The 25,744-nt window shown below is 57.1% G+C and carries 24 protein-coding genes and 2 pseudogenes; 12 read left to right on the top strand and 14 right to left on the bottom strand.

Annotation, left to right across the window (positions count from 1 at the left end):
• The first annotated feature begins 131 nt into the window (after positions 1 to 131).
• On the top strand, positions 132 to 1,697 hold the full coding sequence (locus tag FHR87_RS04840) for a sensor domain-containing diguanylate cyclase (protein ID WP_183165585.1): 1,566 nt from the start codon (positions 132 to 134) through the stop codon (positions 1,695 to 1,697).
• A 41-nt stretch (positions 1,698 to 1,738) separates the two neighbouring features.
• On the opposite strand, the gene FHR87_RS04835 is transcribed toward FHR87_RS04840, so the two are convergent.
• Together FHR87_RS04835 and tpiA are read right to left on the bottom strand one after the other, a co-directional pair.
• Entirely contained in the window at positions 1,739 to 2,059 is a 321-nt protein-coding gene (locus tag FHR87_RS04835) for a hypothetical protein (RefSeq protein WP_183165584.1), read from the bottom strand.
• A 207-nt stretch (positions 2,060 to 2,266) separates the two neighbouring features.
• Positions 2,267 to 3,028 carry a triose-phosphate isomerase gene (gene tpiA / locus FHR87_RS04830; protein WP_183165583.1) on the bottom strand — a complete coding sequence of 254 codons (762 nt, stop codon included), beginning with the start codon at positions 3,026 to 3,028 and terminating at the stop codon, positions 2,267 to 2,269.
• Positions 3,029 to 3,478: 450 nt separating this feature from the next.
• Here tpiA and FHR87_RS04825 point away from each other — a divergent pair, with 450 nt between their 5' ends.
• The 7 genes from FHR87_RS04825 (at position 3,479) to FHR87_RS04795 (ending at position 11,958) form a co-directional block, all read left to right on the top strand.
• On the top strand, positions 3,479 to 5,050 hold the full coding sequence (locus FHR87_RS04825; RefSeq protein WP_183165582.1) for a sensor domain-containing diguanylate cyclase: 1,572 nt from the start codon (positions 3,479 to 3,481) through the stop codon (positions 5,048 to 5,050).
• Positions 5,051 to 5,288: 238 nt separating this feature from the next.
• A complete protein-coding gene (gene rfbB / locus FHR87_RS04820; RefSeq protein ID WP_183165581.1) occupies positions 5,289 to 6,362 on the top strand; it encodes a dTDP-glucose 4,6-dehydratase in 1,074 nt (357 codons plus the stop codon).
• Positions 6,359 to 7,231, top strand: coding sequence for a glucose-1-phosphate thymidylyltransferase RfbA (rfbA, locus tag FHR87_RS04815; protein WP_183165580.1), 873 nt, complete (start codon positions 6,359 to 6,361; stop codon positions 7,229 to 7,231). Before rfbB ends, rfbA begins: the two co-directional genes overlap by 4 nt.
• A complete protein-coding gene (gene rfbC, locus FHR87_RS04810) occupies positions 7,228 to 7,773 on the top strand; it encodes a dTDP-4-dehydrorhamnose 3,5-epimerase (RefSeq protein ID WP_183165579.1) in 546 nt (181 codons plus the stop codon). Before rfbA ends, rfbC begins: the two co-directional genes overlap by 4 nt.
• Complete coding sequence (gene rfbD / locus FHR87_RS04805; RefSeq protein WP_183165578.1) at positions 7,770 to 8,663, top strand: dTDP-4-dehydrorhamnose reductase; 894 nt, start codon at positions 7,770 to 7,772, stop codon at positions 8,661 to 8,663. Before rfbC ends, rfbD begins: the two co-directional genes overlap by 4 nt.
• A gap of 83 nt (positions 8,664 to 8,746) precedes the next feature.
• A complete protein-coding gene (locus tag FHR87_RS04800) occupies positions 8,747 to 10,561 on the top strand; it encodes a sensor histidine kinase (RefSeq protein WP_420826723.1) in 1,815 nt (604 codons plus the stop codon).
• Complete coding sequence (locus FHR87_RS04795) at positions 10,561 to 11,958, top strand: sigma-54-dependent transcriptional regulator (protein WP_183165576.1); 1,398 nt, start codon at positions 10,561 to 10,563, stop codon at positions 11,956 to 11,958. The genes FHR87_RS04800 and FHR87_RS04795 overlap by 1 nt, the downstream gene beginning before the upstream one ends.
• A gap of 28 nt (positions 11,959 to 11,986) precedes the next feature.
• Here FHR87_RS04795 and FHR87_RS04790 read toward each other — a convergent pair whose 3' ends face one another.
• The 6 genes from FHR87_RS04790 to hisB all read right to left on the bottom strand — a co-directional run bounded on the left by FHR87_RS04790 (position 11,987) and on the right by hisB (position 15,619).
• Positions 11,987 to 12,391 carry a DUF6491 family protein gene (locus tag FHR87_RS04790; protein WP_183165575.1) on the bottom strand — a complete coding sequence of 135 codons (405 nt, stop codon included), beginning with the start codon at positions 12,389 to 12,391 and terminating at the stop codon, positions 11,987 to 11,989.
• An 82-nt stretch (positions 12,392 to 12,473) separates the two neighbouring features.
• Positions 12,474 to 13,244, bottom strand: coding sequence for an imidazole glycerol phosphate synthase subunit HisF (hisF, locus tag FHR87_RS04785; protein WP_183165574.1), 771 nt, complete (start codon positions 13,242 to 13,244; stop codon positions 12,474 to 12,476).
• 105 nt (positions 13,245 to 13,349) lie between these two features.
• Entirely contained in the window at positions 13,350 to 14,087 is a 738-nt protein-coding gene (hisA, locus tag FHR87_RS04780) for a 1-(5-phosphoribosyl)-5-[(5-phosphoribosylamino)methylideneamino]imidazole-4-carboxamide isomerase (protein ID WP_183165573.1), read from the bottom strand.
• A gap of 39 nt (positions 14,088 to 14,126) precedes the next feature.
• Positions 14,127 to 14,387 carry a DUF2164 domain-containing protein gene (locus FHR87_RS04775; protein WP_183165572.1) on the bottom strand — a complete coding sequence of 87 codons (261 nt, stop codon included), beginning with the start codon at positions 14,385 to 14,387 and terminating at the stop codon, positions 14,127 to 14,129.
• Positions 14,388 to 15,026, bottom strand: coding sequence for an imidazole glycerol phosphate synthase subunit HisH (hisH, locus tag FHR87_RS04770; protein ID WP_183165571.1), 639 nt, complete (start codon positions 15,024 to 15,026; stop codon positions 14,388 to 14,390). It lies immediately after the preceding gene.
• Entirely contained in the window at positions 15,026 to 15,619 is a 594-nt protein-coding gene (hisB, locus tag FHR87_RS04765; RefSeq protein WP_183165570.1) for an imidazoleglycerol-phosphate dehydratase HisB, read from the bottom strand. The genes hisH and hisB overlap by 1 nt, the downstream gene beginning before the upstream one ends.
• A 123-nt stretch (positions 15,620 to 15,742) precedes the next feature.
• Between hisB and FHR87_RS04760 the strand changes: the two genes are divergently transcribed.
• Complete coding sequence (locus FHR87_RS04760; protein WP_183165569.1) at positions 15,743 to 16,138, top strand: acetyl-CoA sensor PanZ family protein; 396 nt, start codon at positions 15,743 to 15,745, stop codon at positions 16,136 to 16,138.
• Positions 16,139 to 16,167: 29 nt separating this feature from the next.
• Complete coding sequence (locus FHR87_RS04755; protein WP_221189732.1) at positions 16,168 to 16,359, top strand: hypothetical protein; 192 nt, start codon at positions 16,168 to 16,170, stop codon at positions 16,357 to 16,359.
• 30 nt (positions 16,360 to 16,389) lie between these two features.
• Here the strand turns inward: FHR87_RS04755 and FHR87_RS04750 are convergent, their stop codons facing one another.
• Positions 16,390 to 17,790, bottom strand: coding sequence for a carbohydrate porin (locus tag FHR87_RS04750; protein ID WP_183165567.1), 1,401 nt, complete (start codon positions 17,788 to 17,790; stop codon positions 16,390 to 16,392).
• Between the two features lie 37 nt (positions 17,791 to 17,827).
• Positions 17,828 to 17,932, bottom strand: a pseudogene (locus FHR87_RS04745) (IS110 family transposase); the annotation flags it as partial.
• Positions 17,933 to 18,237: 305 nt separating this feature from the next.
• Between FHR87_RS04745 and FHR87_RS19115 the strand changes: the two are divergent.
• Positions 18,238 to 18,795, top strand: a pseudogene (locus FHR87_RS19115) (transposase); the annotation flags it as partial.
• Between the two features lie 144 nt (positions 18,796 to 18,939).
• On the opposite strand, the gene FHR87_RS04735 reads toward FHR87_RS19115, so the two are convergent.
• Both FHR87_RS04735 and FHR87_RS04730 read right to left on the bottom strand, forming a co-directional pair.
• Positions 18,940 to 19,383, bottom strand: coding sequence for a hypothetical protein (locus FHR87_RS04735; protein WP_183165565.1), 444 nt, complete (start codon positions 19,381 to 19,383; stop codon positions 18,940 to 18,942).
• A 63-nt stretch (positions 19,384 to 19,446) separates the two neighbouring features.
• Positions 19,447 to 20,898: an APC family permease gene (locus FHR87_RS04730; RefSeq protein ID WP_183165564.1), complete on the bottom strand. Its 1,452-nt coding sequence runs from the start codon at positions 20,896 to 20,898 to the stop codon at positions 19,447 to 19,449.
• Between the two features lie 571 nt (positions 20,899 to 21,469).
• On the opposite strand from FHR87_RS04730, the gene FHR87_RS04725 reads away from it, so the two are divergent.
• Positions 21,470 to 22,633: an exopolysaccharide biosynthesis protein gene (locus FHR87_RS04725; protein ID WP_183165563.1), complete on the top strand. Its 1,164-nt coding sequence runs from the start codon at positions 21,470 to 21,472 to the stop codon at positions 22,631 to 22,633.
• Positions 22,634 to 22,645: 12 nt separating this feature from the next.
• Here FHR87_RS04725 and FHR87_RS04720 read toward each other — a convergent pair whose 3' ends face one another.
• Together FHR87_RS04720 and FHR87_RS04715 are read right to left on the bottom strand one after the other, a co-directional pair.
• Positions 22,646 to 23,062 (bottom strand): J domain-containing protein, encoded by a 417-nt coding sequence (locus FHR87_RS04720; protein ID WP_183165562.1) that lies wholly within the window; start codon positions 23,060 to 23,062, stop codon positions 22,646 to 22,648.
• A gap of 53 nt (positions 23,063 to 23,115) precedes the next feature.
• A complete protein-coding gene (locus FHR87_RS04715; RefSeq protein ID WP_221189731.1) occupies positions 23,116 to 25,683 on the bottom strand; it encodes a heavy metal translocating P-type ATPase in 2,568 nt (855 codons plus the stop codon).
• Positions 25,684 to 25,744: the final 61 nt, after the last annotated feature.

The raw sequence follows: 25,744 nt of genomic DNA, 5'->3' as shown, positions 1-25,744 counted from the left end.
ACGCCTGCCCCTGCCAGGGCAATCCAGACCGCACCAAAGACCAATTGCCATCGTTAGCGAAAAAGCCCAGCCTGCTCTGGTACCAAGGTGCTGAATAACGCCTCTACCACCTTCGTGAAGATCAATCGTCAATGAGTTACAGCAAGACACTCCCCCAGATTCCGCTCGATTCGGACCAGACGACGAAACAGGCAAGTATCCTACTCACCGTCGTCTGCGTGACCATCCTTGCACTGAGCATCTGGCAAGTACGAGAGGAATACACGGATCAGGCTCATCAATACCAAAAAGACGTGGCCAACCTCTCCGCCGCGCTGCTGCACAATACGGAAGCCTCTATCCTGCATTCGAGCACTATCCTGCTGGGGTTGATCGAGCGGCTGCAGAACGACGGTAGCAACCCGGCGGCCCTGGAACGCCTGAGCCACCTGGCCCGGGTTCAGGCAGGCTTCTATCCGGAACTTCAGGGTATCTTTCTCTACGATGCCAAGGGCAAGTGGCTGCTCAGCACATTGCCGCTCAAGTCCGGCGTCAACAATGCCGACCGCGATTATTTCCGCCACCACCTGCTCGATTCCGGGCTGGGGACCCATATCGGAACGCCAATCCGCAGCCGAACCACCAACGACTGGATCATCACTGTTAGCCACCGGATCAACGACTTGGATGGCAAGTTCGCCGGCGTCGCCCTGGCGACACTCAGGGCCCAAACCTTCCTGGATTTCTACAAGAGCCTGAATCTCGGCCCGCAAGGCATCATTCACCTTGCCCGCACCGATGGCTCGATCCTGGTCCGCTATCCTTTTCGCGAAGAAGACTTACCCAAAGGCACGGCCAGCGGTCTGCTCGTCCAGGCGATCCAGCAAGGCTCGGAGCAAGGCGTCCTGATACTCGATTCGCCCTTTGACGGCGTGCGCCGGATCTCTGGCTACACAGCCAGCAAGATCCTGCCCATCTATATGGCGGTAGGGCTCGATGAAAGCTATGCCTTCGAATCCTGGCGCAAGAGCCTTTATGCCACCTCGGCAGCCGTACTCGTAGCCCTGGCCGTTATTATCAGCTTTGGCCTGAAGATCATTGGCAGCATCCGCTTTCGACAGCAGGAGGAACTGCAATTACAGCAGGCTTACGCCACACTCGCCGAGGCTAACCGGGGCCTGGAAATCCAGGCTTCGCAGGATGCGCTCACCGGCCTGGCCAACCGGCGACAATTGGAGATCGCGCTGAGCCAGCATTTTCTGCGGGCCGAATTTAACAACGAACCGCTGTCCTTTATCCTGCTGGATATCGACAACTTCAAGAGCTACAACGACACCTACGGCCACCAGGCCGGAGACCGCTGCCTGCGCCAGGTCGGCAACTGCATCTGCCGACAGTTGCGCAGCCACTCGGATATTCCGGCCCGCTATGGCGGCGAAGAGCTGGCGATCATCCTTCCGCGTACCGGTAAAACGGGCGCCAAGATCGTTGCAGAAAAGATTCGAGTCGCCATTTTCGAAGAGCGGATCGAGCACGCTGGAAGCAGCCTCGGCTGGCTGACCGTCAGCCTGGGAGTTGCGACCGGCACGCCCGGCCCCCAGTGCACAGCACCGAATGACCTGATCCTGGAGGCAGACAAGGCGCTCTATGAAGCCAAGCGCACAGGCCGGAACCGGGTGGCATTCGGCTCGCAAGACGTAGAACCGCATCAATCCTGAAGCGGCAGAACCAAACCACTAGAACAGGCTTGGGAGCTGTGTCAGGGCCTGTCGGCAGCGTAACCGAGATAGGATAGTGCCGCTTGATAGGCCTTCGGAGTGTTGCACACAATCACCAAGGCATCCCCGCTCTGCGCGGTCTTGAGCATATGGCTCAGGGTCATGGTGGTCTGGTGATGATTGGCAAGCACCGCCACGCGCACCTGCTCGGCTCCGGCAAGCTCGGCATCATCAGGCTGCAAGCCGGGCTTGGCGGTGATCCAGGTACGAAACTTCTTGTCGTGGAACTCGGTATCGAGCACCAACCGCCCGGCTCCCGGTTCAACGGGCGCACGACGGCTGGCCGGCTTTTTCACAAGCATGTGCAATCTCCCTGCTGCAAGCCGGCGATTTTACCATCAGAGCGACCCCGGTACGCGAAATCGAAGTCTGGCTCATGAGATCGCACCCGACGGCATCGAACATCCCGGGAAGCCTTGCTGTCACCCTGATCGGATGAATATGCCTTGCAGGAAAAACAGCATTCGCCCTTCACCGCCTGGAGTAATCCGGGTTGGCCGGGTCAAGATTCATTGGCAAGCCTGGGCAACCCGGCAAATGGTAACGAAGGACTGGGCTTCCAGCGCGGCGCTACCGACCAGGCCGCCGTCGATATCCGGTTGGGCAAACAGCGCCGGGGCGTTATCCGCCTTGAGGCTGCCACCGTAAAGCAATCGGGGACTGGCAGTGCCGGAGGGAAGCTGTCCGGCCAGCCACTGGCGGATATGACCATGGATTTGCTGAGCCTGCTCGGGCGTGGCACTTTCGCCGGTCCCGATCGCCCAGAGAGGTTCGTAGGCGATCACGCCAGCCGCCATGGCTTCACCACCGACGCGGCTGGCAACGGCTTGCAACTGCCCGACGATGACGTTTTCGGCAAGCCCGGCACGCCGCTGCTCCAGGGTTTCACCCACGCACAGCACAGGGATCACTCCACCCGAGAGGGCGGCAGCATATTTTTCCGCCACCATCTCGTCGGTTTCACCGAACAGAGTCCGCCGTTCGGAATGGCCGACCAGCACAAAGCGACACTCGAAGTCATTCAGCATCGGCACGCTGACCTCGCCGGTGAAAGCGCCCCGCTCCTTGGCATTGACGTTCTGTGCGCCCAGGCTTACCGGGCTCCCCTGCAATTGAGCGCCGACTTGGGCGAGATAGGGAAAAGGCGGACAGACCACTACCTCGACACCGGTCACGGCGGCCAGCTCCGGCAGCGCTTCGGCCAGCAGACGCTGATTTTCCTCGCAGTTGCCATTCATTTTCCAATTGCCGATGACGAGCTTGTCTTTCATTTCATAAATCCTTCAGTGATAGCTGTACAACAGTGTTCTGGTACTACAGGGTATCGGTTCCCTGGGTGCCGGTTCGATGCGCGACAGCTGGTTGTTTTTGCCCGTCCGCTCCAGATGGCCCAGCGAGTCGCTCCTGCTCAGACCTGCCGGGCGCCATACGGTGCGAAACGCCTTCATACCCATGCGGATCACCCTCTCGCATCGTGGCAAAATACCGAGCGGCGTAATTTGGAGCCGGAGTGATACCATAACCAGCTGCAAATCGCGGAATCATTCGAGCTTGCGGATGCATGCGTCCGGCCACCTGCGATAACGGATCAGGTAATGAATCCGATTCTTTTCCCGACCTCTATTTCGCCAGGCCAGAACCTGTCACCGGGAAAAGGCTGTCTACGTTGACCCCAGGTGTACAAGTCCAACCCGAATCCCGACGAACCGAGAAAAACTGCGATGACCGACCAGCCAGGCAAACCGAAACGCACCATCCGGTGGCTGTTCGGCACAGCCGGCCCCGATCAGGCGATACACCAGACCAGCGGGCTGATCGCTATCGTCTGCATGACCATTATCGGACTCACTGGCTGGCAGATTCAAAGTGAGTACTTCGACCAGTTGCAGCGGCATGACCAGGATGTCGCCAACCTGTCTACCGTTCTGTTGCGCAATGCCGAATCGTCGATCCTGCACTCCAGCACCATCCTGCTGGGGTTGGTCGAACGCCTCGAAAAGGACAAGCTCACACCAGATGAACTCAGGCGCCTGAAAAGCGTGGCCCGGGCCCAAGCCAGCAGCTATCCGGAAATCCAGGGCATATTCGTCTACGACGCCAAAGGTAACCAGATTTTCAGCTCGCTGGAGCTACCCACCGGTGGCAATTTCTTCGAGAGGAATTATTTCCAGCACCACCTGAACGACCCCAGCCCCGACATCTATCTCGCGCCACCGATTCGCAGCCGGACCAGCGGCGACTGGGTATTCACTGTCTCGCAGCGCATGAGCGACAGCCAAGGCCGGTTTCTGGGCATCACCATGGTCACGCTCAAGGTTCAGACGTTCCTGAGCTTCTACCGGAACCTCAACCTTGATGAGAACGCGCTGGTCAGCCTGATTCGCAAAGACGGTACGACACTGCTCAGAATGCCGTTCAAGGAGAGTGAAATCGGCACAAGCGTCATTGGTGGGGCGGCCTACAACGCGATCCAGCAGGGCGAAACCGAAGGTGTGACCACTTATAGTTCACCGATCGACCGAATACGGCGAATCGTCGGCTTCAGCGCCAGCAAGACCCTGCCCTTTTATATTGTTGTCGGGCTGGAAGAATGCCGGGCATTCAGGGAATGGCGCACAAGCGCCTACATCAGTTCGGCAGTAGCTCTGGGGCCACTGATCCTGATCGTTGCCCTCGGCCTGAAGACCATCGCCGGCATCCGCAAACGGCACGAGACGGAGGACCGCCTGCGCCAAGCCCATCTGACCCTGACCGAAATGAACCGCAGTCTGGAAGTCCTGGCCTCGGAAGACGCTCTGACAGGGCTGGCCAACCGCCGCCAGATGGAGCGCGTGCTCAGCCAATATTTCCTGCCCCCCAACCCGGACCGGACGCTTCTGTCGTTCATCCTGATCGATATTGACCACTTCAAGAACTACAACGACACCTACGGTCACCAGGCCGGCGATCAATGCCTGCGCGAGGTCAGTGGCCATATCCAGAATCAGTTGCACCGGCATACCGATATTCCCGTGCGCTACGGCGGCGAGGAGTTGGCGGTGATCCTTCCCGACACTGGCGAAGCAGGCGCCGTGAAAGTGGCCGAAAAAATCCGCGCCGCCGTGTTCGAAGCGGCCATCGAGAACAACAATACGCCACTTGGCAGGCTGACCCTGAGCCTGGGCGTATCGACCTGCATCCCGAATCATGACGGCGCAGCACAGGATCTGATTGCCCAGGCCGACAAAGCGCTCTACCAGGCCAAGCATGAAGGCCGGAACCGTGTCGTCTTCAAGGCAGGGCTGGGCCAATAGCACCTTTGAAGACCGCTTCCGGCAGATTGCTATAATGGATCGCCGCAAGGCAAGCGTCGCGCCGCCTAGAGCCCTATTGCCAGTAACCAGAATTTATCTGTACGAGCCTATGCATTTCGACCACTTGGACAATTTGCATTACTCGCCCGCGCCCGGGGAATTTTGACTATCTACCAATGTCTATCCTGCCGACAGTTCCAGAGCCTTCGCTCATCACGCGCCAAGGAAGCCCACGACTATGCGCCTTCTCGTTACCGGTGGAGCCGGATTCATCGGTTCTGCATTGATCCGCCATCTCATCCGTAATACCGAACACCACGTCCTGAACCTGGACAAGCTGACCTACGCCGGCAACCTGGAATCGCTGGCCGAAATCGAAGGCGACCCGCGCTACCAGTTCATCGAGGCGGATATTGCCGACCATGAACGCGTCAGCGAGGCACTGCTGCAATTCCAACCCGACGCCATCATGCACCTGGCAGCCGAATCCCATGTGGATCGCTCCATCGACGGCCCGGCCGCGTTCATCCAGACCAATATCGTTGGCACCTACCAGTTACTGGAAGCGACTCGTGCCTATTGGCTGAGCCTGCCGGAAAACCGCCGGGCAGCCTTCCGCTTCCACCATATCTCCACCGACGAGGTCTACGGCGACCTGCATGGCGTCGACGACCTCTTCACCGAGACCACACCCTACGCGCCAAGTTCGCCTTATTCGGCCAGCAAGGCTTCGTCCGATCACCTGGTCCGCGCCTGGCACCGGACCTACGGCCTGCCAGTACTGATCACCAACTGTTCGAACAACTACGGCCCCTATCACTTCCCGGAAAAGCTCATTCCACTGGTGATCCTCAATGCGCTGGAAGGCAAGAAGCTGCCGGTCTATGGCGACGGCTCACAGATCCGCGACTGGCTGTTCGTCGAGGACCATGCCCGCGCCCTGCTCAAAGTAGTCAGCGAAGGCAAGGTCGGCGAGACCTACAACATCGGTGGGCACAACGAGCAGAAGAACATCGACGTGGTACGCGGCATCTGTGCCTTGCTGGAAGAGCTGGCGCCGAACAAACCAGCCGGTCTCGAACGCTACGAAGACCTGATCACCTTCGTCAAGGATCGCCCCGGCCATGATCTGCGCTACGCCATCGACGCCAGCAAGATCGAGCGTGACCTGGGCTGGGTGCCGCAGGAAACCTTCCAGACCGGCCTGCGCAAAACCGTACAGTGGTATCTGGACAACAAAGAATGGTGCCGCCGCGTACAAGACGGCAGCTATCAGCGTGAACGCCTGGGCTCAGTGGAGAAAATTGCATGAAAGGAATCATTCTGGCCGGTGGCTCTGGCACTCGCCTGCACCCCATCACCCTAGGCCTGTCCAAGCAGCTGTTGCCGATCTATGACAAACCGATGATCTACTATCCGATCTCGGTCCTGATGCTCGCCGGTGTCCGCGACATCCTGATCATCTCGACACCGCAGGATCTGCCGCAATACCGCAAGCTGTTGGGCGATGGCAGCCAGTTCGGCCTCAAGCTTTCCTTTGCCGAACAGCCTTCTCCGGACGGCCTGGCCCAGGCGTTCCTGATCGGCGAAGAATTCATCGGCCAGGATTCGGTATGCCTGATCCTCGGCGACAACATCTTCCACGGCCAGCACTTCAGCGACCAGCTCGATCGTGCCGCTACCCACCCCACCGGTGCGACTGTATTCGGTTACTGGGTGAAGGATCCGGAACGCTTCGGTGTAGTGGATTTCGATGAGTCGGGCAAAGCGCTATCGATCGAAGAAAAGCCCAAAGCCCCCAAATCCAGCTACGCAGTTACCGGTCTGTATTTCTATGACAACGATGTGGTGAAAATCGCCAAGTCGATCAAACCTTCGCCACGCGGCGAATTGGAAATCACCGACGTCAACAACGCCTACCTGCAACGTGGCGATCTGCGTGTAGAACGCCTGGGCCGAGGCTTCGCCTGGCTGGACACCGGCACCCACGACAGCTTGCTGGAAGCCTCCCAGTACGTACAGACCATCGAGCATCGCCAGGGGCTGAAGGTGGCCTGCCTGGAAGAGATCGCCTACCAGAACGGCTGGATCGATCGTAACAAGTTATTGACTCAGGCCGACATGTTCGGCAAAACCGGCTATGGTCAGTATCTATTCAAGATCGCCGGTGAGACCCTATGAACGTAATCGAAACCTCGATTCCCGACGTACTCATCATCGAGCCCAAAGTCTTCGGTGATGAGCGTGGTTTCTTCTACGAAAGCTTCAATGCCGCCCGCTTCACCGAGGCGACCGGCATCCGGCGTGACTTCGTCCAGGACAACCACTCAAAATCCCAGCGTGGTGTGCTGCGTGGCCTGCACTATCAAATCAGCCAACCCCAGGGAAAACTGGTCCGCGTGGTTGCCGGCGAAGTCTTTGATGTGGCGGTCGATCTGCGCAAGACATCGCCTACCTTCGGACGCTGGGCCGGCGTTCACCTGAGCGCCCAGAACCACCGCCAGCTATGGATACCGGAGGGCTTCGCCCACGGCTTCCTGGTTCTTAGCGAGACGGCCGAATTTCTCTACAAAACGACCGATTACTATGCTCCAGCCCATGAACGCGCCCTTCTGTGGAGCGATCCCGAGCTGGGAATCGAATGGCCCCTGCAGGAAGCGCCACAGCTATCTCAAAAGGATGCTGCCGGCCTTCGCCTGAGCGAAACGGAGCATTTCGCATGAAAATCATGATTACTGGAAGCAAGGGACAGGTGTCGCAAGAGCTGCAACTGGCCCTGGCCGGTCAAGGGGAAATTTTTGCCTTTGGCAGTCACGAGTTGAACCTGGCTATCCCGGAAGACATATCCCGAAAGGTACGGGAATTACGACCGGACCTGATCCTCAACCCTGCGGCCTATACAGCGGTCGACAAGGCGGAAACCGATCGCCAACAGGCGTTTGCGGTAAACGCCATCGCACCGGGTCGCCTGGCCGAAGAGGCGGCACAGCTGGGTATTCCACTGATCCACTACTCCACCGACTATGTGTTCAACGGTCGCAAGAGCAGTCCTTACAACGAAGACGACCAGCCCGACCCGTTGAATGCCTACGGCGAGAGCAAACTGGCAGGGGAACAGGCGATCCAGGCGGTCGGTGGAGAGGGTCTGATCCTGCGTACCAGTTGGGTCTATTCCCTGCACGGCAAGAACTTTCTCCTGACCATGCAACGCCTCCTGCAGGAGCGGGAACAACTCTCCATCGTCGACGATGAAATCGGCGCTCCCACCTGGGCCGGCACCATCGCTTCGATTACGGCACAGTTGATCCGTCGCTGGCAGGATGAAAAGCAGGCGCTCAAAGGCCTCTATCATCTCACTTCCACGGGGGAAACCTCCTGGAATGGCTTCGCCACCAGCATCGGCGAGCGGCTCAAGGAGCTAAACAAACCCTGCGCCCGAATCGAGAGGATCAGTTCCAAGGACTACCCGAGTGCCGCCCGGCGACCGCTCAACTCCCGCCTCGACTGCTCGCGTCTGCAACGTGAATGGAATGTCCACCTGCCACACTGGGAATCGGCGCTGAGTCGCTGCCTGGAGCAATCCGTCCACCCCAACATTCCCCTGACGGCCTGACCCGGCTTTCGGATCTGCGCTCCGTCCTGACGACTCCGTCTTGACGGCAGGAACAGGCATAATTGCGCCTGGCTTTCAGGTGCATGCGCATGATCCGATTGTTCGAGAGCCGGCCCCGCTGGCACAGCCTGTTCATCCTGGCACTGGTTCTGACTCCGCTGCTCTGGCCGCTGCAGCACCTGGCCGGACGCTACTACACCAACGAACTGACCGAACAGAACCGGCAGACCCTGGATCTCTACGTCGCCAACCTGCTCGGCACCCTGCGCCGCTATGAAGTCCTGCCTGGCATCCTTGGCGACCTGCCGGTGTTGCGCAACGCGCTGTATCGACCAGACGAGCTGCAAACGGTTGCGCAAGCCAATCAGCTGCTATATGAACTGAGAGAGCGAACCAACGCCGATGTGATTTACCTGATGGATTCGACGGGCAAGACCCTGAGCGCATCCAATTCGGCGGCTTCGGACAATTTCATTGGCCGCAATTTCTCCTTCCGTCCCTATTTCCAGCAAGCCATGGGAGGCGAGCAGGGTCATTTCTTCGGCTTCGGCACCACCTCCAGCAAACGTGGCTATTTCTTCAGCGCAGCAATACGCGAAGGCGAACGGATTCTTGGCGTTCTAGTGATCAAGTTAGACTTGGACCATACCGAAAACCTGTGGGGCCAGACCCCCGAGCAATTGATGGTGACCGACAGCTTCGGCGTCGTAGTACTCACCTCGCGTCCGGACTGGCGTTTTCGTGCCACCCGTCCGCTGAATCCCGAGGAGCACGAGCAAATCGCCCTGCACCGCGCTTATCCAACCACCAACCCACCGCCTCTGACCCTGAATTTCGACACCTGGCTGATCCAGAGTCGCGAGTTGCCGGAAATCGGCTGGACAGTACGCATTCTCGCGCCGGAAAGCATGATCGAACGCCCGGTGCGTACCGTGGTGGCCATCGGCGGCGCGACCTTGCTGGCGCTGTTACTCTGGCTTGGCCTGTTGATGCAGCGCCGCCGGCATTTTCTCGAACGACTGGCGCTGGAAACCCAGCTCCGGCGCGATCTTGAAGTACGCGTACAGGAACGGACCTACGACCTGGAAGCCCTGAACAAGCGCTTGAAGGAAGAAGTCCTCGAACGTGAACAGGCCCAGCAGGAACTGGTACGCGCTCAAGACGAATTGCTGCAGGCGGGCAAACTGTCGGCGCTGGGCACCATGTCCGCCAGCATCAGTCACGAGTTGAATCAGCCACTGGCGGCGATCCGCAGTTATGCCGATAACGCCGGCGTACTGCTCGATCACGGGCGTAACGAAGATGCCCGCGCCAATCTGTGCCAGATCAGCGGCCTGACCGCACGCATGGCCTCGATCATCGCCCATCTGCGCGCCTTTGCCCGCCGCGACCAGCACGCCCCGGAACGGGTGGCCCTGCAACCCGCGCTGGACGACAGCCTGGCCATGCTTGCCAGGCAGCGCCAGAGCATGAGCGTGGAGCTGATTCGCGATCTGCCGGAAGCTACGCTCTGGGTACAAGCCGGCGAAACCCGGCTGCGCCAGGTACTGGCCAATCTGTTGAGCAATGCCCTGGATGCCCTGAATGAAACACCTCGACCGCGGCGCATCTGGATCAGCGCAGTACGCCAGGAAGATGAAACGGTACTGACCATTCGCGACAATGGCCCAGGCTTCACCCACGAAGCACTCGAACGTGCCCGCGAACCGTTCTTCACCACCAAGGCCAGGGCCGAAGGCCTGGGCCTTGGCCTGGCCATCTGCGATAGCCTGGTACGCGGTTTCGGCGCCAAACTAGGCATAGCCAACCACCCCCAAGGCGGAGCCCAGCTCAGTCTGCATCTGCGCCGTGCCGACCCCGATAATGGCAGCGACTTTTCCAATGAGGATCATCACTGATGAGCAGCGACATTTCGATCGACAGCCACATCCAGGTAGTCCTGGTCGATGACGATGCCCATCTACGCCAGGCACTCGGCCAGACGCTCGATCTCGCCGGCCTGAAAGTCGTCAGCCTGGGCGATGCACGAGGATTGCCCGGACGACTACCGGACGACTGGCCGGGAGTGCTGATCAGCGATATCCGCATGCCGGGCGTGGATGGTCTGGAACTGCTCGAACAACTGCATGCCAAGGATGCCGAGCTGCCGGTTATCCTGATTACCGGGCACGGCGATGTCCCGCTGGCAGTACAGGCGATGCGGGCCGGCGCCTACGACTTTCTGGAAAAACCCTTCCCCAGTGAACACCTGCTGGATAGCGTGCGCCGAGCCCTCGATCTGCGCCGCCTGGTACTGGAAAACCGCAGCCTGCGCCTGGCACTTGCCGACCGCCAGCAACTGGCAACCCGACTGATCGGTCAGTCGCCGGGGATGCAGCGGCTGCGCGAACAGATCGCCGCCCTGGCCACGCTCCAGGCCGATGTGCTGATCCTTGGTGAAACCGGCTCGGGCAAGGAAGTAGTAGCCCGTGCCCTGCATGATCTCTCCAGTCGCAGCCATGGCCCTTTCGTCGCCATCAATGCCGGTGCCCTGGCCGAGTCGGTAGTGGAAAGCGAATTGTTCGGCCACGAACCGGGCGCCTTCACCGGAGCGCAGAAGCGCCGCATCGGTAAATTCGAATTCGCCAATGGCGGCACCCTGTTTCTCGACGAAATCGAAAGCATGAGCATGGACGTACAGGTCAAGCTGTTGCGCCTGCTGCAGGAGCGTGTAGTCGAGCGACTCGGTGGCAATCAACTGATCCCGCTGGATATCCGGGTAATCGCCGCCACCAAGGAAGACCTGCGCCAAGCCGCCGACCGGGGGCGCTTCCGGGCCGATCTCTATTACCGATTGAACGTCGCCCCGCTGCGCATCCCGCCACTGCGCGAGCGCCAGGAAGATGTGCTGCCGTTATTCCAGCATTTTGCCGAGACCGCAGCCACCCGTCATGGCCTGCCCATCCGCACCCTGACACCCGCCCAGCGGGCGCCGCTGCTACAGCACTCCTGGCCGGGAAACGTCCGCGAACTGCAAAACACCGCCGAGCGTTTCGCTCTCGGTCTGGAGTTGGAGCTGGACAGCGTGCCAGGCAGCACGGTAGCGAGCTCGGTCAGTTACACCGGCGGCACCCTCGGCGAGCAGGTGGAAGCCTTCGAGCGAGTCCTGATCACCGCTGAACTGGCCCGTCCGCACAGCTCCCTGCGCAGCGTAGCCGAAGCCCTCGGCCTGCCACGCAAGACCTTGCACGACAAGCTGCGCAAACATGGATTGAGCTTTGCGGATGCGGGCAGTCCGGGAGATGATGGAGACTGAGATGGCAAAAAAAGCAGATGAATTCTTGTCAATTCCTGGCGGGCTGGTTCGCCTTCTCCAGCCGGTAGATTTCCCCGATACGGCAAAACTCCGGAATATTGCCGGTGTCGCTGAAAAAGATCTGATCGAAGCGGCTCAGGTTACCGACCGTTGTCGAATAGCCGATACGACTGCTGGATTTCATACGACACTCATTGGAAAACTCGATCAGATAGGAACGACTCGGCCAGCGGCCCAGCACGATATGGCGATTATCCAGAAACTGCCAGCCATCGAAGTCATAGCGCCAGGCCTGCTCCACCTTCTCGCCCTGCCGAAAGCCGAGCGCAGTCAGTTTCTCGTCAAGCGTTGCCGCCGGATCGTCAAGCACACTGTGATGACAGGCGCCCAGGAAAAACACCACAGCAGCGAAACAGTACGAGCGCATCGACATGGCATTGCTCCCTGGCGGATACCTATCTGACCACGTCCTGCAGCAAAATATCGAAGGCGCGCCTAGGCGCGCTCGTCCGCCGTCAGCGCACTACGATACCGCGACTGGCAAGATAGGCCTTGGCCTCCGGCACGGTGTATTCGCCGAAGTGGAAAATGCTCGCCGCCAATACCGCATCGGCCTTGCCATCGATAATTCCAGCTGCCAAGTGTTCGAGATTGCCGACGCCACCGGAAGCGATCACCGGGATTCCGACCGCCTCGCTGATCGCGCGCGTGACGCCCAGATCGAAGCCGTTCTTCATGCCATCCTGATCCATGCTGGTCAGCAGGATCTCGCCAGCGCCCAGCCCTTCCATCTTCCGCGCCCATTGCACCGCATCCAGCCCGGTCGGCTTGCGGCCACCATGGGTAAAAATCTCCCAGCGTGGCGTTTCGCCAACCGCGGAAACCCGCTTGGCATCGATAGCGACGACGATGCACTGCGAGCCGAAACGCTCAGCCGCCTCGCCGACGAATTCCGGGGTGAACACCGCCGCCGTATTGATCGAGACCTTGTCCGCACCGGCATTGAGCAGGTTGCGGATATCCTGCACGCTACGCACCCCACCACCGACAGTGAGCGGAATGAAGACCTGGCTGGCCATGCGCTCGACGGTATGCAGCGTCGTATCGCGCCCTTCATGGCTGGCGGTGATATCGAGAAAGGTGATCTCGTCAGCACCCTGCTCATCGTAGCGCCGGGCGATCTCCACCGGATCACCGGCATCGCGGATATTCTCGAACTTGACACCCTTGACCACACGGCCGTTTTCCACGTCCAGGCAGGGAATGATGCGTTTGGCCAGGGCCATGTTTGTATCCTCGGTGTGTAGAGTGGATAACGCGCAACGCGCTTATCCACCGTGCATGACCGGAAAGGAGGACAAGGCGCTGCCGTTGTCGCCCCTACGTCTTGGTCAGGCGTTAAAACGGTCACACAGACTTTGGGCCTCGGCCACATCCAGCGTACCTTCGTAGATCGCTCGGCCGGTAATGGCGCCGATGATGCCGGGCTCGTTGGTATCCAGAAGCGCCTGGATATCGCCGAGATTGTGGATGCCACCGGAGGCAATCACCGGGATCCGGCTAGCCTTGGCCAGTGCGACGGTGGCGGCGACGTTGCAGCCCTGCATCATTCCGTCCTTGGCGATGTCGGTATAGACGATGGCGGACACACCGTCTGCCTCGAAACGCCTGGCCAGATCAGTCGCCTGCACATGACTGACTTGCGCCCAGCCATCGGTAGCGACGAAACCATCCTTGGCATCCAGGCCGACGATCACCTTGCCGGGAAAGGCGCGGCAGGCTTCACCGACGAACTCCGGCTGCTTCACCGCCTTGGTGCCAATGATCACATAGCTGACCCCGGCCTTGACGTAGTGCTCGATGGTTTCCAGCGAACGGATACCGCCGCCAATCTGGATCGGCAATTGCGGGTAGCGTTTGGCGATGGCCGTGACGACTTCGCCATTGACCGGCTGGCCTTCGAACGCGCCATTCAGGTCCACCAGATGCAGCCGCCGGCAACCGGCCTGCACCCATTTGGCGGCCATGCTCACCGGATCGTCGGAAAATACCGTGGAGTCGTCCATCCGGCCCTGGCGCAAGCGCACGCAAGCGCCGTCTTTGAGATCGATTGCGGGGATGATCAGCATCAGTTGAACCTGCTCAATTCTTTGAAATCGGTGTAAAGATCAGCTCTTTTCGAGCGCCCACAGGTCGCTTTCGATACTCTCGAACCTGTCTTTCAGGTGCGCCTGTACGTCGAGGATCGCCTGGTTGTAGTAGTGAGGAGCGATTTCCCGGCTGAACAGCTCCAGCAGCTCTTGCACCTCGAACGAGCCCCGTTCGAGTTCGAAGCGGTCGGCCAAGAAGCGCTTGAGGACCAGTACTGCGGCCTGCTCCTGGGCGGTATCCAGGGTCAGGATCGATGGTTTCCGCCGGACTTTACCCATTTACCAACGCCCATCCCAGGCAGCGAAGTTCTGCAACAATTGCAGGCCGTGGGTATGGCTCTTTTCCGGATGAAATTGCACGGCAAAACGCGAACCCTCGGCCAGCGCTGCGGCGAAGCTCCTGCCGTAGTGTCCGTGACCGACCACCTGGCGCGGATTTCCGGCGTCGATATAGTAGCTGTGCACAAAATAGAAGCGGCCCTTGTCCGGGATGTTGTGCCAGAGCGGGTGATCCACTGCCTGCCCGACCTCGTTCCAGCCCATGTGCGGCACTTTCAGGTGTTCGCCGTTCTCATACAGATCCTTGCCGAAGTAACGCACCTGGCCAGGAAACAGGCCGATGCAATCCACGCCGGCATTTTCCTCGCTGTGCTCCAGCAGCGCCTGCATACCCACACAAATACCGAGGAACGGCCGGTCGGCGCTGACCTCGCGAACCAGCGCATCGAAGCCCAGGCGGCGAATCTCGGCCATGCAGTCGCGGATCGCTCCCACACCAGGGAACACGACGCGGTCAGCCTCGCGGATTTCCCGGGCATCGCTGGTTATCTGCACCCGGCCGGCGCCGACATGCTCCAGCGCCTTGGCTACCGAATGCAGATTGCCCATGCCATAGTCGATGACGGCTACTGTCTGCATCAGAGACATCCTTTGGTGGAAGGCATCTGCCCGGCCATGCGCTCGTCCAGCTCCAGCGCCATGCGCAGCGCACGGCCAAAGGCCTTGAAGACGGTTTCGATCTGGTGATGGGTATTGCTGCCGCGCAGATTATCGATGTGCAGGGTCACCTGGGCGTGGTTGACGAAGCCCTGGAAGAACTCCTGAAACAAGTCCACATCAAACCGGCCAACCTGAGCGCGTGTGTAGGGAACGTGCATTTGCAGGCCTGGGCGGCCGGAAAAATCGATCACTACCCGCGACAGCGATTCATCCAACGGCACATAGGCATGCCCATAGCGGCGAATGCCTTTCTTGTCGCCGACCGCCCTGGCGAATGCCTGGCCCAGCGTAATACCGACATCCTCGACGGTATGATGATCATCGATCTCCAGATCGCCCTGGCATTCGATATCCAGATCGATCAAACCATGGCGAGCGATCTGATCGAGCATGTGCTCCAAAAAAGGCACCCCGATGGCGAACCGGGCCTTGCCGGTTCCATCCAGATTGACCGTGGCCTTGATCCGGGTTTCCAGAGTGTTGCGCTCGACGGATGCCGTACGTTCGGCCATCACCTGCTGCTCCACAAAAACGAACGGGAAAAGACACTCATTATAGGCATGCCAGCCTGGACCGGCTACCGACGCATGTATGCCGGCATTACACTGACTGACCCGCACTCCGGAGCTGCCAGCATGCCCGTCCTCGTCGAAACCATCACCAAGCCTTGCGCACAGGATCGTAACGATCTGCTGCAGATCTTCGCCGACGCCCCGGCCTGGCTACTGGCCCCCCATGCAAACGCCGAAGCCTTGATCGAAGCCAGTATGAGCCAGGGCAGCCTGATTGCCGGGCGCTTCAATGGCAGGCTACTGGGTGCCGCCCTCCTGCAGCGTGGCGAGCAAGCCTGGCAACTGTCGCATTTGTGCGTGCGCAAGATCACCCGGCGGCGCGGCGTGGCCAAGCGCCTGCTGGACGAAGCCTGCCGCCTGGCCCGGGAGGCAGGCCTGCCATTGTCGCTCATGGCAGCGGATCGACCCGAAGTCCAGGCTTTCGCCGCACGGATGCAATTGCAGCTGATCCCGACTTGAGAACTTGTTCAAAATCTCACGAGGCCGCCTTGACCAGGGTGTTCAGGCGGGGCCGGATGGCCGGCGGTGTGACTGGCGCGGTGCTCGGCGGGCTGCTCAGTGATCGCTTCGGCTTGTTCGCCGGCTTCCGGGGCTTGGCACTGCTGTATCTCTTGCTGCTGCTTTTGCACCTGCGCGGGCTGCTGGCTGGGGAGGAGCGTCCCCTGGCGCCGGATCGTTAGCGCTACAGTTGCAAATATGCAACTGTAGCGCTAGAAAACAACTTGAGAATGCATTCCTACTATGAATTCATTGTGCATTCGACGATCCGTATTTTCTTTGAGCACACCGCCACCAGGGTTCCAGATATACTGGATATCTGGTTGGATACTTAACCAGGGTGCGAGCTGCGCTCGGTAAGTTATCTCCATGTGGTGTTCCGTTTTACGGATGGGATAATAACTCCCGGAAAGCTGTTGGACATCTCGGTCAGCTCGGCGAGCACGGCGTCCAGTGTGTCCCATGCCCCAAGCGACTCCAAATGAATCCTCATCACGCCCCGGTAAAGGCGCGGTCAGATTGAATCCCGCATCCACACCCCAGTCAATGACGTTACGGTCGCTACGGTTCTTGGTCACCCGTCCGAAAACTCCCAGCGTACGGGCGGTGTCAACAGAGGACCGCCAGAGGGTCTGATCGGCGACGGCGTAAAGGATCCAGTTACCTTGGTGGTATGCCGGATCTCCTGAGCTTTGGGGATCGGCTAGCTTACGGCCTGTTTTGTCCCAGCGCTGATCTGGAAAGTATGCCGTGTCATACATGCCACCAAGTTTATAGGTCCCCGGCAATCCCTCTTCCCGCTCCGTAAGTAAATCGATGGAATGTTGCAGCTCACCAATTAGCAGAGCACCTGTTTTCAAATTGAAATTGTCCCCATGGGGATGCACACTCTGATTCGAAGGGTCTTTTTCATTGTAAAAAGAGTGGCCGGTTGGGTTGTCATTCGTAACAGCAAACATCAGCGTGGTTTGCTCTGAAGGTCGGTAGCGAAAACGAACCCCCAACGCCGCCAATGGCGAAGATGGACCACCACTTGAATACAGGTTGCTTGAAGGTCCCATTGGCCAGCTAAAGTTTGAATTAAGATACAAACTGGCCATATCGCTGACAATAAACTCACTATCCAACGCCTGCTGACCGATTTTTATATCCATCAGCTCACTCAGAAAACTTTGCTGATACCAGAGCTCAAACAGTCGATTGGATGTATAGGCTTCCCAGGTACTGATAGTGTTGTAGTCCGCCAGTTGGCTGTAACTGATCGAGCGACCGCGGATATTCATCCAACTGACATTGAATAATCCGCCTTTAAGATTAAATAGTTTTTCTGTGTCAAGTACTATATTGATCGTCAAGACCCCATTATACGTAGTCCTCTCACGCTTGCCACCACGGAGGTTACGCCAAGTTTCATCATCCGTTTGAGCTTCTACATTGATTCCATGCTGGCATAACCAGGAGCGCGCTCCGCCTAAACTACCAAACAGGTTTGAATAAAAATCACAGTCTTGGTCTTCTCTAGCTTCTCCTGAATGACAGGAATGCGAATTTAGTAACAATGCAAGTAACGTAATAACCAGAGCATACTGTCTGGTACCAATCGGAATGCCCATGATTATCTATATATGACTCACAGCATGAGGTTAACTAAACGGGTAGGCTGATACTGAATTCGAGCAGAAAGCCGTGTATCTGGTTGACGATCTTTTTTCGATCGCGCACGAGGGATTCACGATTACGGTGTAGTTCCGCTAGTTTGACCCTACATGCAATCTCCCGCGAATAAGTTGAAGAAGGTGAGAGCTATGATAAGCCACAATAATTAGTATATAAAATAATAATAAATTATCTTCTTATATTAAAAACACCAGAAACATTTATTTAAAGTCTGAATAATTGAGGTTTTAAATGATATTTAAATACATTTGATTCCTTCTACTCTCTACTCCACGCATACGCATGCATCAATAAAAAATTTGGGGAACAAGCTCACATGGCTACATCGTTCCGCCGCATGGGAGTGTTCGACCAGATCTATCTGCCTTCACTCTGCCCACTGTGGTGGCAAGAAAGTGCTGGGCCTGTGGATCGAGCAAACCGAGGGCGCCAAATTCTGGCTGCGGGTAATGAATGAGATTCGCGCGTGGCACCCACGAGATCTTGATCGCCGTGGTCGACGGCCTGAAGGGGTTTCCCGAAGCCATCACCGCCGTGTTCCCTGAAACAGTGGCGCAAACCTGCATCGTGCACCTGATCCGTTATTCGATGCAGTTTGCCTCTTGAAAGGAACGCAAGGCGATCAGCGCAGCGCTCAAGCCAGTCTATCAGGCCCGGATGCCGGGGTGATTGGAAGGCGATGACACCGTTCTTCGCCTTCCAGGCCGAGGTGCGCCAGATCATTTACACCACCTCGCCATCGAGAGCCTGAATGCTTCGGTAGGCAAAGCCGTGCGCAACAAAAGGCATTTTCCCTGCGACCAGGCCGCGGCCGCTACCAAGCTGATTTGGCTGGCACTGCGCCAGATTACAGAAAAATGGAAGAGTCCCCCATAGCCTGGCATGCGGCCAAGGCTCAGTTCGCGATCCAGTTCGGAGAAAGATCCTCGCTGACTGATTGATTAACCAACCGGCTCACACACAGAATTTCTGACAGACTCAAGGAATCAAGGCATTGCATTCTCGAAAATAGTTCTTGAAGCTCTATTCTTGATCCCTATCCTCATTGAAGCAGGAGTCCCCTCCCCCTCCCTTTATAGGGGGAGTCAATTAGATTTATCGGTACTCTTCTTTTTCGACGGCGCGGTCTTTTCCTCTACATGAGGAACTGCGTCATCCTCTTGATCGAATTCAAGCTCTTCTTCCTCTGCCTCGATGAGTACACGATGCTTGGCACGGCGCGCGGCAGATTTTGTGATGGCCGCGTCGAGGCCTTCTTCCGCGCCATTTTCGAGACCACGACGGAGAACGTTGTTCTCCGGCAACAGTTCGACGAGGAACACCGCACTGAATACGACACCGTATGCGACACCATAGGCTGCATGATAAGCACCGGAATTGGCCGTGGCTTTGACTTTGCGAGCCGCAGCCTTGGCTGAGACGCTTGCGTTAGCCGCGACCCCACTGACGGAACCCGCCGCCGATTCGATCGCCTCGCCCAGACTGACGAGAGGGTCGGGTTGCACCGCTTCTTGTTGGATAGTAGACATTACATGATCTCCAGAGTTATGCCGGCAGTTCGGCCGTTGGGGAAAAACCTTGCTTCGCGCGGCTCAATGCAAGCGGTCATTGGCCTCGAATACATGAGTAATAGTTTCCGGGCGTAAGCGGCGCAGCGTGATCAACCAACTCGCGCCGACCACCATGTACGCCACGAACCCCCAGATCAATAGATTGTCGGGATAGCTTGGTGGGGGAAACAATGCACTGCCGGGGACACCGATGACGCCAAGAAAAGGAATGGCCATGAACACGACGGCGAAAATTGCAATCAGGACTGCGCTCTTGGTGAGCGAGCCTATTTTTCTCAAATAGGCCGGTGCAGCGATGGCGATCAAGATGTAGACGGAAAGAAAGCCAAAACTGCACAAGGTCCCGAAATAGCCTTGTCCATCGTATGCTGATACACCGGACAGAATCAGTGCAATGACCGCAAGCAACGTCAAGCCAGATGCGAAGGCAATCGCGACATGAGGCGTTTTGTTGACGCGGTGAGCGCGACCTAATACACGCGGCGCAAGACCTTGCCGCGCCATGGAGTAAACGATTCGAGCCGTCGCGTTGATCGAAGCGAGCGTGCACGAGAAAAAGCTCAGCAGAACGCCGATGTCGATGAATGTGCCGAGCCATGGGAGGCCCAATTTGTTCGAGAGAAGGGATAGTGGCGAATCGGTTTCAGCGAGATTGTCGGGGAGGTCGCGAAAACCGAGAACGACCACGTAGGTCATGAAGATGAAGATCAGCCCGGACACAATAACGCTATGGGTAACGGAGCGTGGGATCGTTTTGAGGGGATCTTTGGCTTCTTCGCCCAGCGCAGTCGAACTCTCGAACCCCGAGAAACCGAACACTACCAGCACAATCCCCATTAGAACCCCTCCAGGCGTCGCGCCCGAGAGGGTCAGCTGCGCATGATCCAGCGAAAATCCCTGGTGTTGCCAGACAGCGATACCCAGTATGAGTACAGCGGCAATTGAAGCACTCTCGAACGCCAGCATGGCTTTAACGGAAAACTGTACGTCGCGTGCCGCTAGCCAACCGGCACTCACAAGTGCAGCGCTGGCAAGGATCGTTACGGGAATGGACAAACCGAGTGCTGTCAGCAGATTTTGCGCGACGATCACAAAACCACAAAGAGTCGACATCCCTGTCAGCACATAACCAAACAGCAAGGCCCATCCACCAAGCGCACCCGCCGTCGGGCCTAGGCCTTGAACGATATAGCTGTAGAGCGATCCGGCCGAAGCTGATCGCTGGGCGAATCGGTTGATATTGATGCTGACCAGAACGAGCCCCGCCATTCCGAGCAGAAAACTGAGCCAGGCACCGTTACCCGACGTAGCAAATATAAGTCCTAGAATAGCGGCGGGTACGGTAGATGGTGCAATAACCGATACAGACTGGGCCAGTACTTCCGCATAACTTAGGCACTGTGCCTTGAGTCCCGGATTAGCGGCAGGGGCAATCGCTGATTCATCAGGATCACTTATAGATTGTGCCGTCATAACATCCCTTTATTTATGTTTAAAAATGGAGACTCCCATTTATGTTTAAGAATGGAGACTCGAGCAGAAAAATCGTTGTTCGCCAGACTTACCGATTGATATTTATAGGCCAGCATGACTGTACTTTTACAAATAAAATAACCGTACCTTTTGGCTGACTGCTGCCTTGCCATAACCTATATGTCAAACGTATGAATTACACATTATGGTTTAATTAAACATTGATTGTGGCTTTATTAGCAATAGGGTTTTCGTGTTTATGATATGCGTTTTTAATATAAGATTTTCGTGTTTTGGATTTTGCGGATAATGCCGGAGGGAGAGTATGATTTACTGAAAGAAGAGATGAAATTGGTAGGCAGCACGGTTTATTTATAATGTGAGGTAGATTGTTTTTGGCTCTTATTACTTAATTCTCATTCCTTATGCGTTATTTTTTATGGCGACTCATACTCCAGATGGTAATACAGCCCATCGCGCTAATCAGCGTAATGGCCAAGCTCGTCTTGCGCGTGCCGCGTCGCTGTCTGATACGAGTAGTTCACATGACCGGGAGAGGTTTTCAGCACGCTTGCGGAACGTGCTGTCGAAGTACCCGCAGAGACGACATTTCACGGTTCATCATATCATTGAAGCGTTGGGCAAGGACTCCCCGGCTTCTTCGATCACCTTTTTTGCGGCTGCTGGAGTGTTTGACATATCCAATGTCAAGCCGCTGTCTGGCGGTGTGACCGCCGCGCTTGGAGCCCATATGATGCTGGGCCGTCGTCGTATCAATTTACCACGTTGTCTGCTGCGTCGGAAGATTCCCCGAAATTCGCTCAGCCTTTTGATTCACGGCATTTCGAATCTGATCGAAGGTACCGAGCAGGCTACATGCCAGCGTTGGAGCTGGGTGTTTCATCCAGCGATGAACGTCGTCCTAGGGTTGATTTTGTTTCTGCTTGGCCTTGCCAGCATGGCTCCAATTATTGGCGGTGGTGTGCAGCATGCGGCATCGGCTTTTCTCGTTGCGCTCGGCTTGGCGGAGCGCGACGGCTTGGCCGTGATGACCGGCGCAATTGCCGGCATCGCATCGCTTGCTGTCGCGGCACTCAGCATTGCCTCGGGAAGGAAGCTCTGGACAAAGATTAAAGCATGGTTATTGGGGTGCGCGCGCCAGTTACGCCTCAATGCGCTAGCTGCCGTGCTGGATCATTGCTGCTACGGGTTGGGTGATTTGGTCCAACTTAAATGGAGCCAGCTACTGCTGATGATGCTGGGGCCTGTACCGGCGGGTCCGCCCCGGACGAGCCGTACTGGCTCAGCTACTTCCTTCGATACTGCGAGCACGTATCCACAATGCGAGAATGCCAGTAGACCGCGCAGACCAATCCTAACTGCTAGAGATATACCCAACATCATGGATCTTGAACAAATTTACGTATTCCCAGTCAATTCAACCTTGACGTCCCAAAAGCGACACGCCGTTGAAGCACAACTCGACGAAAATGCAGCGCTTTTCGAGCGAGAGGTTTCCTACAAATGGCTCAAGCGCGGTGAGGAAAAATTTCTGCGCATCCTGGCCGATCCAGTGACGATCGAGATCGTTTTCTTCAACGAGCGAATTGAGGTATACGGTGCAGCTCCAGCGTGGGCGCGTCTTTTATTTACGAAGGCTCGCAAAGAGGAGTTGAAAGAGCGACTTGAAGCGGTATTGCGCGGCGCAGGCTTTATTTCGGAAACCACGGCCTGAAGTATTGCAAACTCACTCGTTCTTGTCTCGGCGAAGTGCTGCATAGGTCGCTACCACCACCAGTGCCACTGCCCAGAGTTGACTTGCTCCAGCTCGCAATGTTTCCGACAGCGCCGAGCGAGTCGGCTCTGTCTCTGTATGTTGTGCGACCTTCCCGGAAGTAGAAGTTGCAGGCAACTGCGCACTGAGACGTTGGCGCGCACGATCCCGCGCATCGCGTTTATCTAGCCAAGCAACCATCCGCGCGTAGGTAACATTGATCTCGCTTGCTATATGGTTCGACCCACCATGATCGGGGTGATAATCGATCATCAATCGATTCCGGCGCTGCCGTAATTTTTCTCGCGAGAAGGCAGCGTCGGAAGCGAGTCCCATCCGGGCCGCATCTCTCAGATATTGAATTCGACCATAATGTTGCGGCAAATTCATCTCCTGATTCGTTGCTGGGCAGGCCACTAAAAAAGGGCACTGCGTTCAATCGCTTAGTTCGAGACTATGCTCTCGCTATGTGCAGCAATAAAATATGCAAGTTCATCTTTTTCGCGCTGTAGCTTTGCAGCTTCGCGCAAGGGCAGCAGGCCATTACCTACAGCCAGTAAGCCGCCGATCTGGTTGAATACCATCGAGTGCATGACGCCAAAATTGCCAAATAGTGCGCCGGCAATACAGGCTGCATTGGCACCCACGATCATGCGCCAGCTACGCTTGATATTACGCTGAAGAGCGTCGGCCACATCATATAGTTGAAGGAGTTTCTCGAGATCCTCTTCCATGAATACCACCTGTGCCGTATCGATGGCGATGCTTGAGGCACCACGCAGCGAGATCGAGACATCAGCTTGCTTCAAAGCGATCGAATCGTTAACGCCGTCGCCGATGAAGCAGACTCGGCGGCCTTCTTTCTGTAGTTTCCTGACGTAACGTGCCTTGTCTTGCGGCAACACCTCCGCGAAATAACGATCCATACCGAGCTTATGCGCAAGGTTGCGCGTGGGCTGTTCATGATCGCCGGAAATAATTGCCAAATGCTTGGCACCGCGCGCGCGCAGGCCGTCGATTACAAATTGTGCTTCGTTGCGCTGCGCGGCCTTTAGTTCGAGAGCGCCACCCAGCACGCCATCCACACCGATCACGATGAGCGAATTGCCTTCGTCATGCACGCGCTCGATTTCCCGATCGAGCTCAGTCGGCAGCGAGATACCTTCGTGCGTCAAAAAGCGCGCGCTGCCGACGTGGACGAGGTGGCCTTCCACTCCAACCGTGATGCCATAGCCGACTGCATATTTGGTCTCGTCGGTTTCGGGTATCGGCTGGCCGAGTTGGTTGAAGCGATCAAGCACCGCCTTCGCGATTGGATGGCTGAATTTATTCTCTGCGGCGGCGGCCCACGCCAAAATTTGATTCTCATCGTGCTTGTCGAAGGTCAGGATTCGACCAACCTCGGGCCGTTCACGCGTCAAAGTACCAGTCTTGTCGAACAGAAACGTATCGATTTCGCTCATGGTTTCCAATGCGCGGCCTGACTTCACCAGAATCCCGCGTTGTGCAGCCAGCGTCAGCGACGATAGCATGGCGATCGGTGCCGCCATGCGGATGCCTGTGCCGAGATCGCAGTTCGCCACGGCGACCGCACTGTTGGCACCGCGTGTCACCAAACCCAATGCGCCCAAGCCCAAGGTTGGAGCGACTGCCCGATCGGCCAGCGCTTGGCCCTTAGATTGCGCTTTCAGGGTATGCCCCGAAGTCTCATTGAGGATTTTCGCCAATTTAGCGGCCGTCGTATCTTGACCCGCGCTCGTTACAGCGACGCGAACCTTGCCGGCGATCAGCGTGGTTGAGGCCAGTACCTTGTCCCCTTTGATCTTCTCAGCGGGAGCAGATTCACCTGTCAGCGCATGCTGATCGATCATCGCCATGCCATCGACGACTTCGCCATCTACCGGTACCGATTCTCCGGTATGAATGATGATGACGTCGCCATTCTTGATTTTTTCGAGCGGCGTTTCTACTGCGGTGCCATCGACATCAAGCCAGACGAAGCGCGGCTGCTTGCCAAATACGTTGAGCAACATGCGCTTGGAATCACGCTCAGTTCGTTCGACCAATTTACGTGAGATACTCAAGGTCATTGCCAGCACCGAGCCGGCAAAAATTTGGTTGGTCGCCAAACACGCGGAAACGACGATCGCATCGAGCAAATCCACGCCTAGGCGTTTCTCCTTCACGACGACGTCGTATGCACCCTTGAAGCTTGGAATGACTGAATAAATAAACAGCGCAGCGCTCAGGGGCGTCAGTAGCGGGAACAAGAACTGGCTGGCCGCCGAAACGATGATGGAGGCAGCCGACACAGGCAGATCGAGATCGATCGGGGAAAGAGTAAAATCCTCGGTCTTTTCGAGCGCGGTATCAAGCAATTCGACGATCTGGTGTTTCTGTATTTGCTTGGGGTTGTAGTGAATCAGGACCGAACCAGTCAATTCCTGGATAGAAAATTTGTCAACGCCGAGCGCATTGATCAGCTCAGCTTCCAAGGCTTGGTGCAAAGCACGCCGCCGAAGCAGTACCGGATTCTCGAAACGGATACGTCCTTGGATTTCGTGCTTGACGGCCCAGCCGGACAGAATTTTGCCATAGCGGTGCAGGCGTATTCGTGTACCGCCCCCGCGCCCCCAGGTTACGGGTAGGGCAACGGGTTTCTCCGTTTTGATTGCACCAGCAATCAGCCGGGATAATCGCACGATTTGCCCGGCTAGGTTGCTGTCATTCGCAGAATAACGAATTTCTACCGTTTCCTTCTGCATATCGATAGAGACGCTATCGACCGTGGCATCGCCGAATGCGCGCTCGAAAAAACTGCGTGCGAGCAAGCCGGTTGGATCGGCGATGAATGGTGCGCCAACGATCTTGATCAAGCCTGCCTGGGAGACATCGACGTATGGTGTGGCTGATCCGGACGGCTGACGTATAAGTGCAGTGCGCGAAGACAAAGAGTGTGACGCTAATTCAGCACTTGCCGCCAGTTGGCGAGTCTTGATAGGCGTATTCAAAGATGGCATTCCACGTCTGACTGTTGGGGTGTGTAAGTGTGTAGATAAATCAACTCACCAT

Origin of the sequence: Azomonas macrocytogenes, from assembly GCF_014191985.1 — a bacterium.
Lineage (GTDB): Bacteria > Pseudomonadota > Gammaproteobacteria > Pseudomonadales > Pseudomonadaceae > Azomonas > Azomonas macrocytogenes.
The sequence above is the reverse complement of the archived record's forward strand: the minus strand, read 5'-3'. Positions and strand labels throughout refer to the sequence as shown.

Excerpts from the sequence above, each read along its gene's own strand:
- FHR87_RS04840 (WP_183165585.1), top strand. The coding sequence starts at position 132 with ATGAGTTACAGCAAGACACTCCCCCAGATTCCGCTCGATTCGGACCAG.
- FHR87_RS04835 (WP_183165584.1), bottom strand. The coding sequence starts at position 2,059 with ATGCTTGTGAAAAAGCCGGCCAGCCGTCGTGCGCCCGTTGAACCGGGA.
- tpiA (WP_183165583.1), bottom strand. The coding sequence starts at position 3,028 with ATGAAAGACAAGCTCGTCATCGGCAATTGGAAAATGAATGGCAACTGC.
- FHR87_RS04825 (WP_183165582.1), top strand. The coding sequence starts at position 3,479 with ATGACCGACCAGCCAGGCAAACCGAAACGCACCATCCGGTGGCTGTTC.
- rfbB (WP_183165581.1), top strand. The coding sequence starts at position 5,289 with ATGCGCCTTCTCGTTACCGGTGGAGCCGGATTCATCGGTTCTGCATTG.
- rfbA (WP_183165580.1), top strand. The coding sequence starts at position 6,359 with ATGAAAGGAATCATTCTGGCCGGTGGCTCTGGCACTCGCCTGCACCCC.
- rfbC (WP_183165579.1), top strand. The coding sequence starts at position 7,228 with ATGAACGTAATCGAAACCTCGATTCCCGACGTACTCATCATCGAGCCC.
- rfbD (WP_183165578.1), top strand. The coding sequence starts at position 7,770 with ATGAAAATCATGATTACTGGAAGCAAGGGACAGGTGTCGCAAGAGCTG.
- FHR87_RS04800 (WP_420826723.1), top strand. The coding sequence starts at position 8,747 with ATGCGCATGATCCGATTGTTCGAGAGCCGGCCCCGCTGGCACAGCCTG.
- FHR87_RS04795 (WP_183165576.1), top strand. The coding sequence starts at position 10,561 with ATGAGCAGCGACATTTCGATCGACAGCCACATCCAGGTAGTCCTGGTC.
- FHR87_RS04790 (WP_183165575.1), bottom strand. The coding sequence starts at position 12,391 with ATGTCGATGCGCTCGTACTGTTTCGCTGCTGTGGTGTTTTTCCTGGGC.
- hisF (WP_183165574.1), bottom strand. The coding sequence starts at position 13,244 with ATGGCCCTGGCCAAACGCATCATTCCCTGCCTGGACGTGGAAAACGGC.
- hisA (WP_183165573.1), bottom strand. The coding sequence starts at position 14,087 with ATGCTGATCATCCCCGCAATCGATCTCAAAGACGGCGCTTGCGTGCGC.
- FHR87_RS04775 (WP_183165572.1), bottom strand. The coding sequence starts at position 14,387 with ATGGGTAAAGTCCGGCGGAAACCATCGATCCTGACCCTGGATACCGCC.
- hisH (WP_183165571.1), bottom strand. The coding sequence starts at position 15,026 with ATGCAGACAGTAGCCGTCATCGACTATGGCATGGGCAATCTGCATTCG.
- hisB (WP_183165570.1), bottom strand. The coding sequence starts at position 15,619 with ATGGCCGAACGTACGGCATCCGTCGAGCGCAACACTCTGGAAACCCGG.
- FHR87_RS04760 (WP_183165569.1), top strand. The coding sequence starts at position 15,743 with ATGCCCGTCCTCGTCGAAACCATCACCAAGCCTTGCGCACAGGATCGT.
- FHR87_RS04750 (WP_183165567.1), bottom strand. The coding sequence starts at position 17,790 with ATGGGCATTCCGATTGGTACCAGACAGTATGCTCTGGTTATTACGTTA.
- FHR87_RS04735 (WP_183165565.1), bottom strand. The coding sequence starts at position 19,383 with ATGTCTACTATCCAACAAGAAGCGGTGCAACCCGACCCTCTCGTCAGT.
- FHR87_RS04730 (WP_183165564.1), bottom strand. The coding sequence starts at position 20,898 with ATGACGGCACAATCTATAAGTGATCCTGATGAATCAGCGATTGCCCCT.
- FHR87_RS04720 (WP_183165562.1), bottom strand. The coding sequence starts at position 23,062 with ATGAATTTGCCGCAACATTATGGTCGAATTCAATATCTGAGAGATGCG.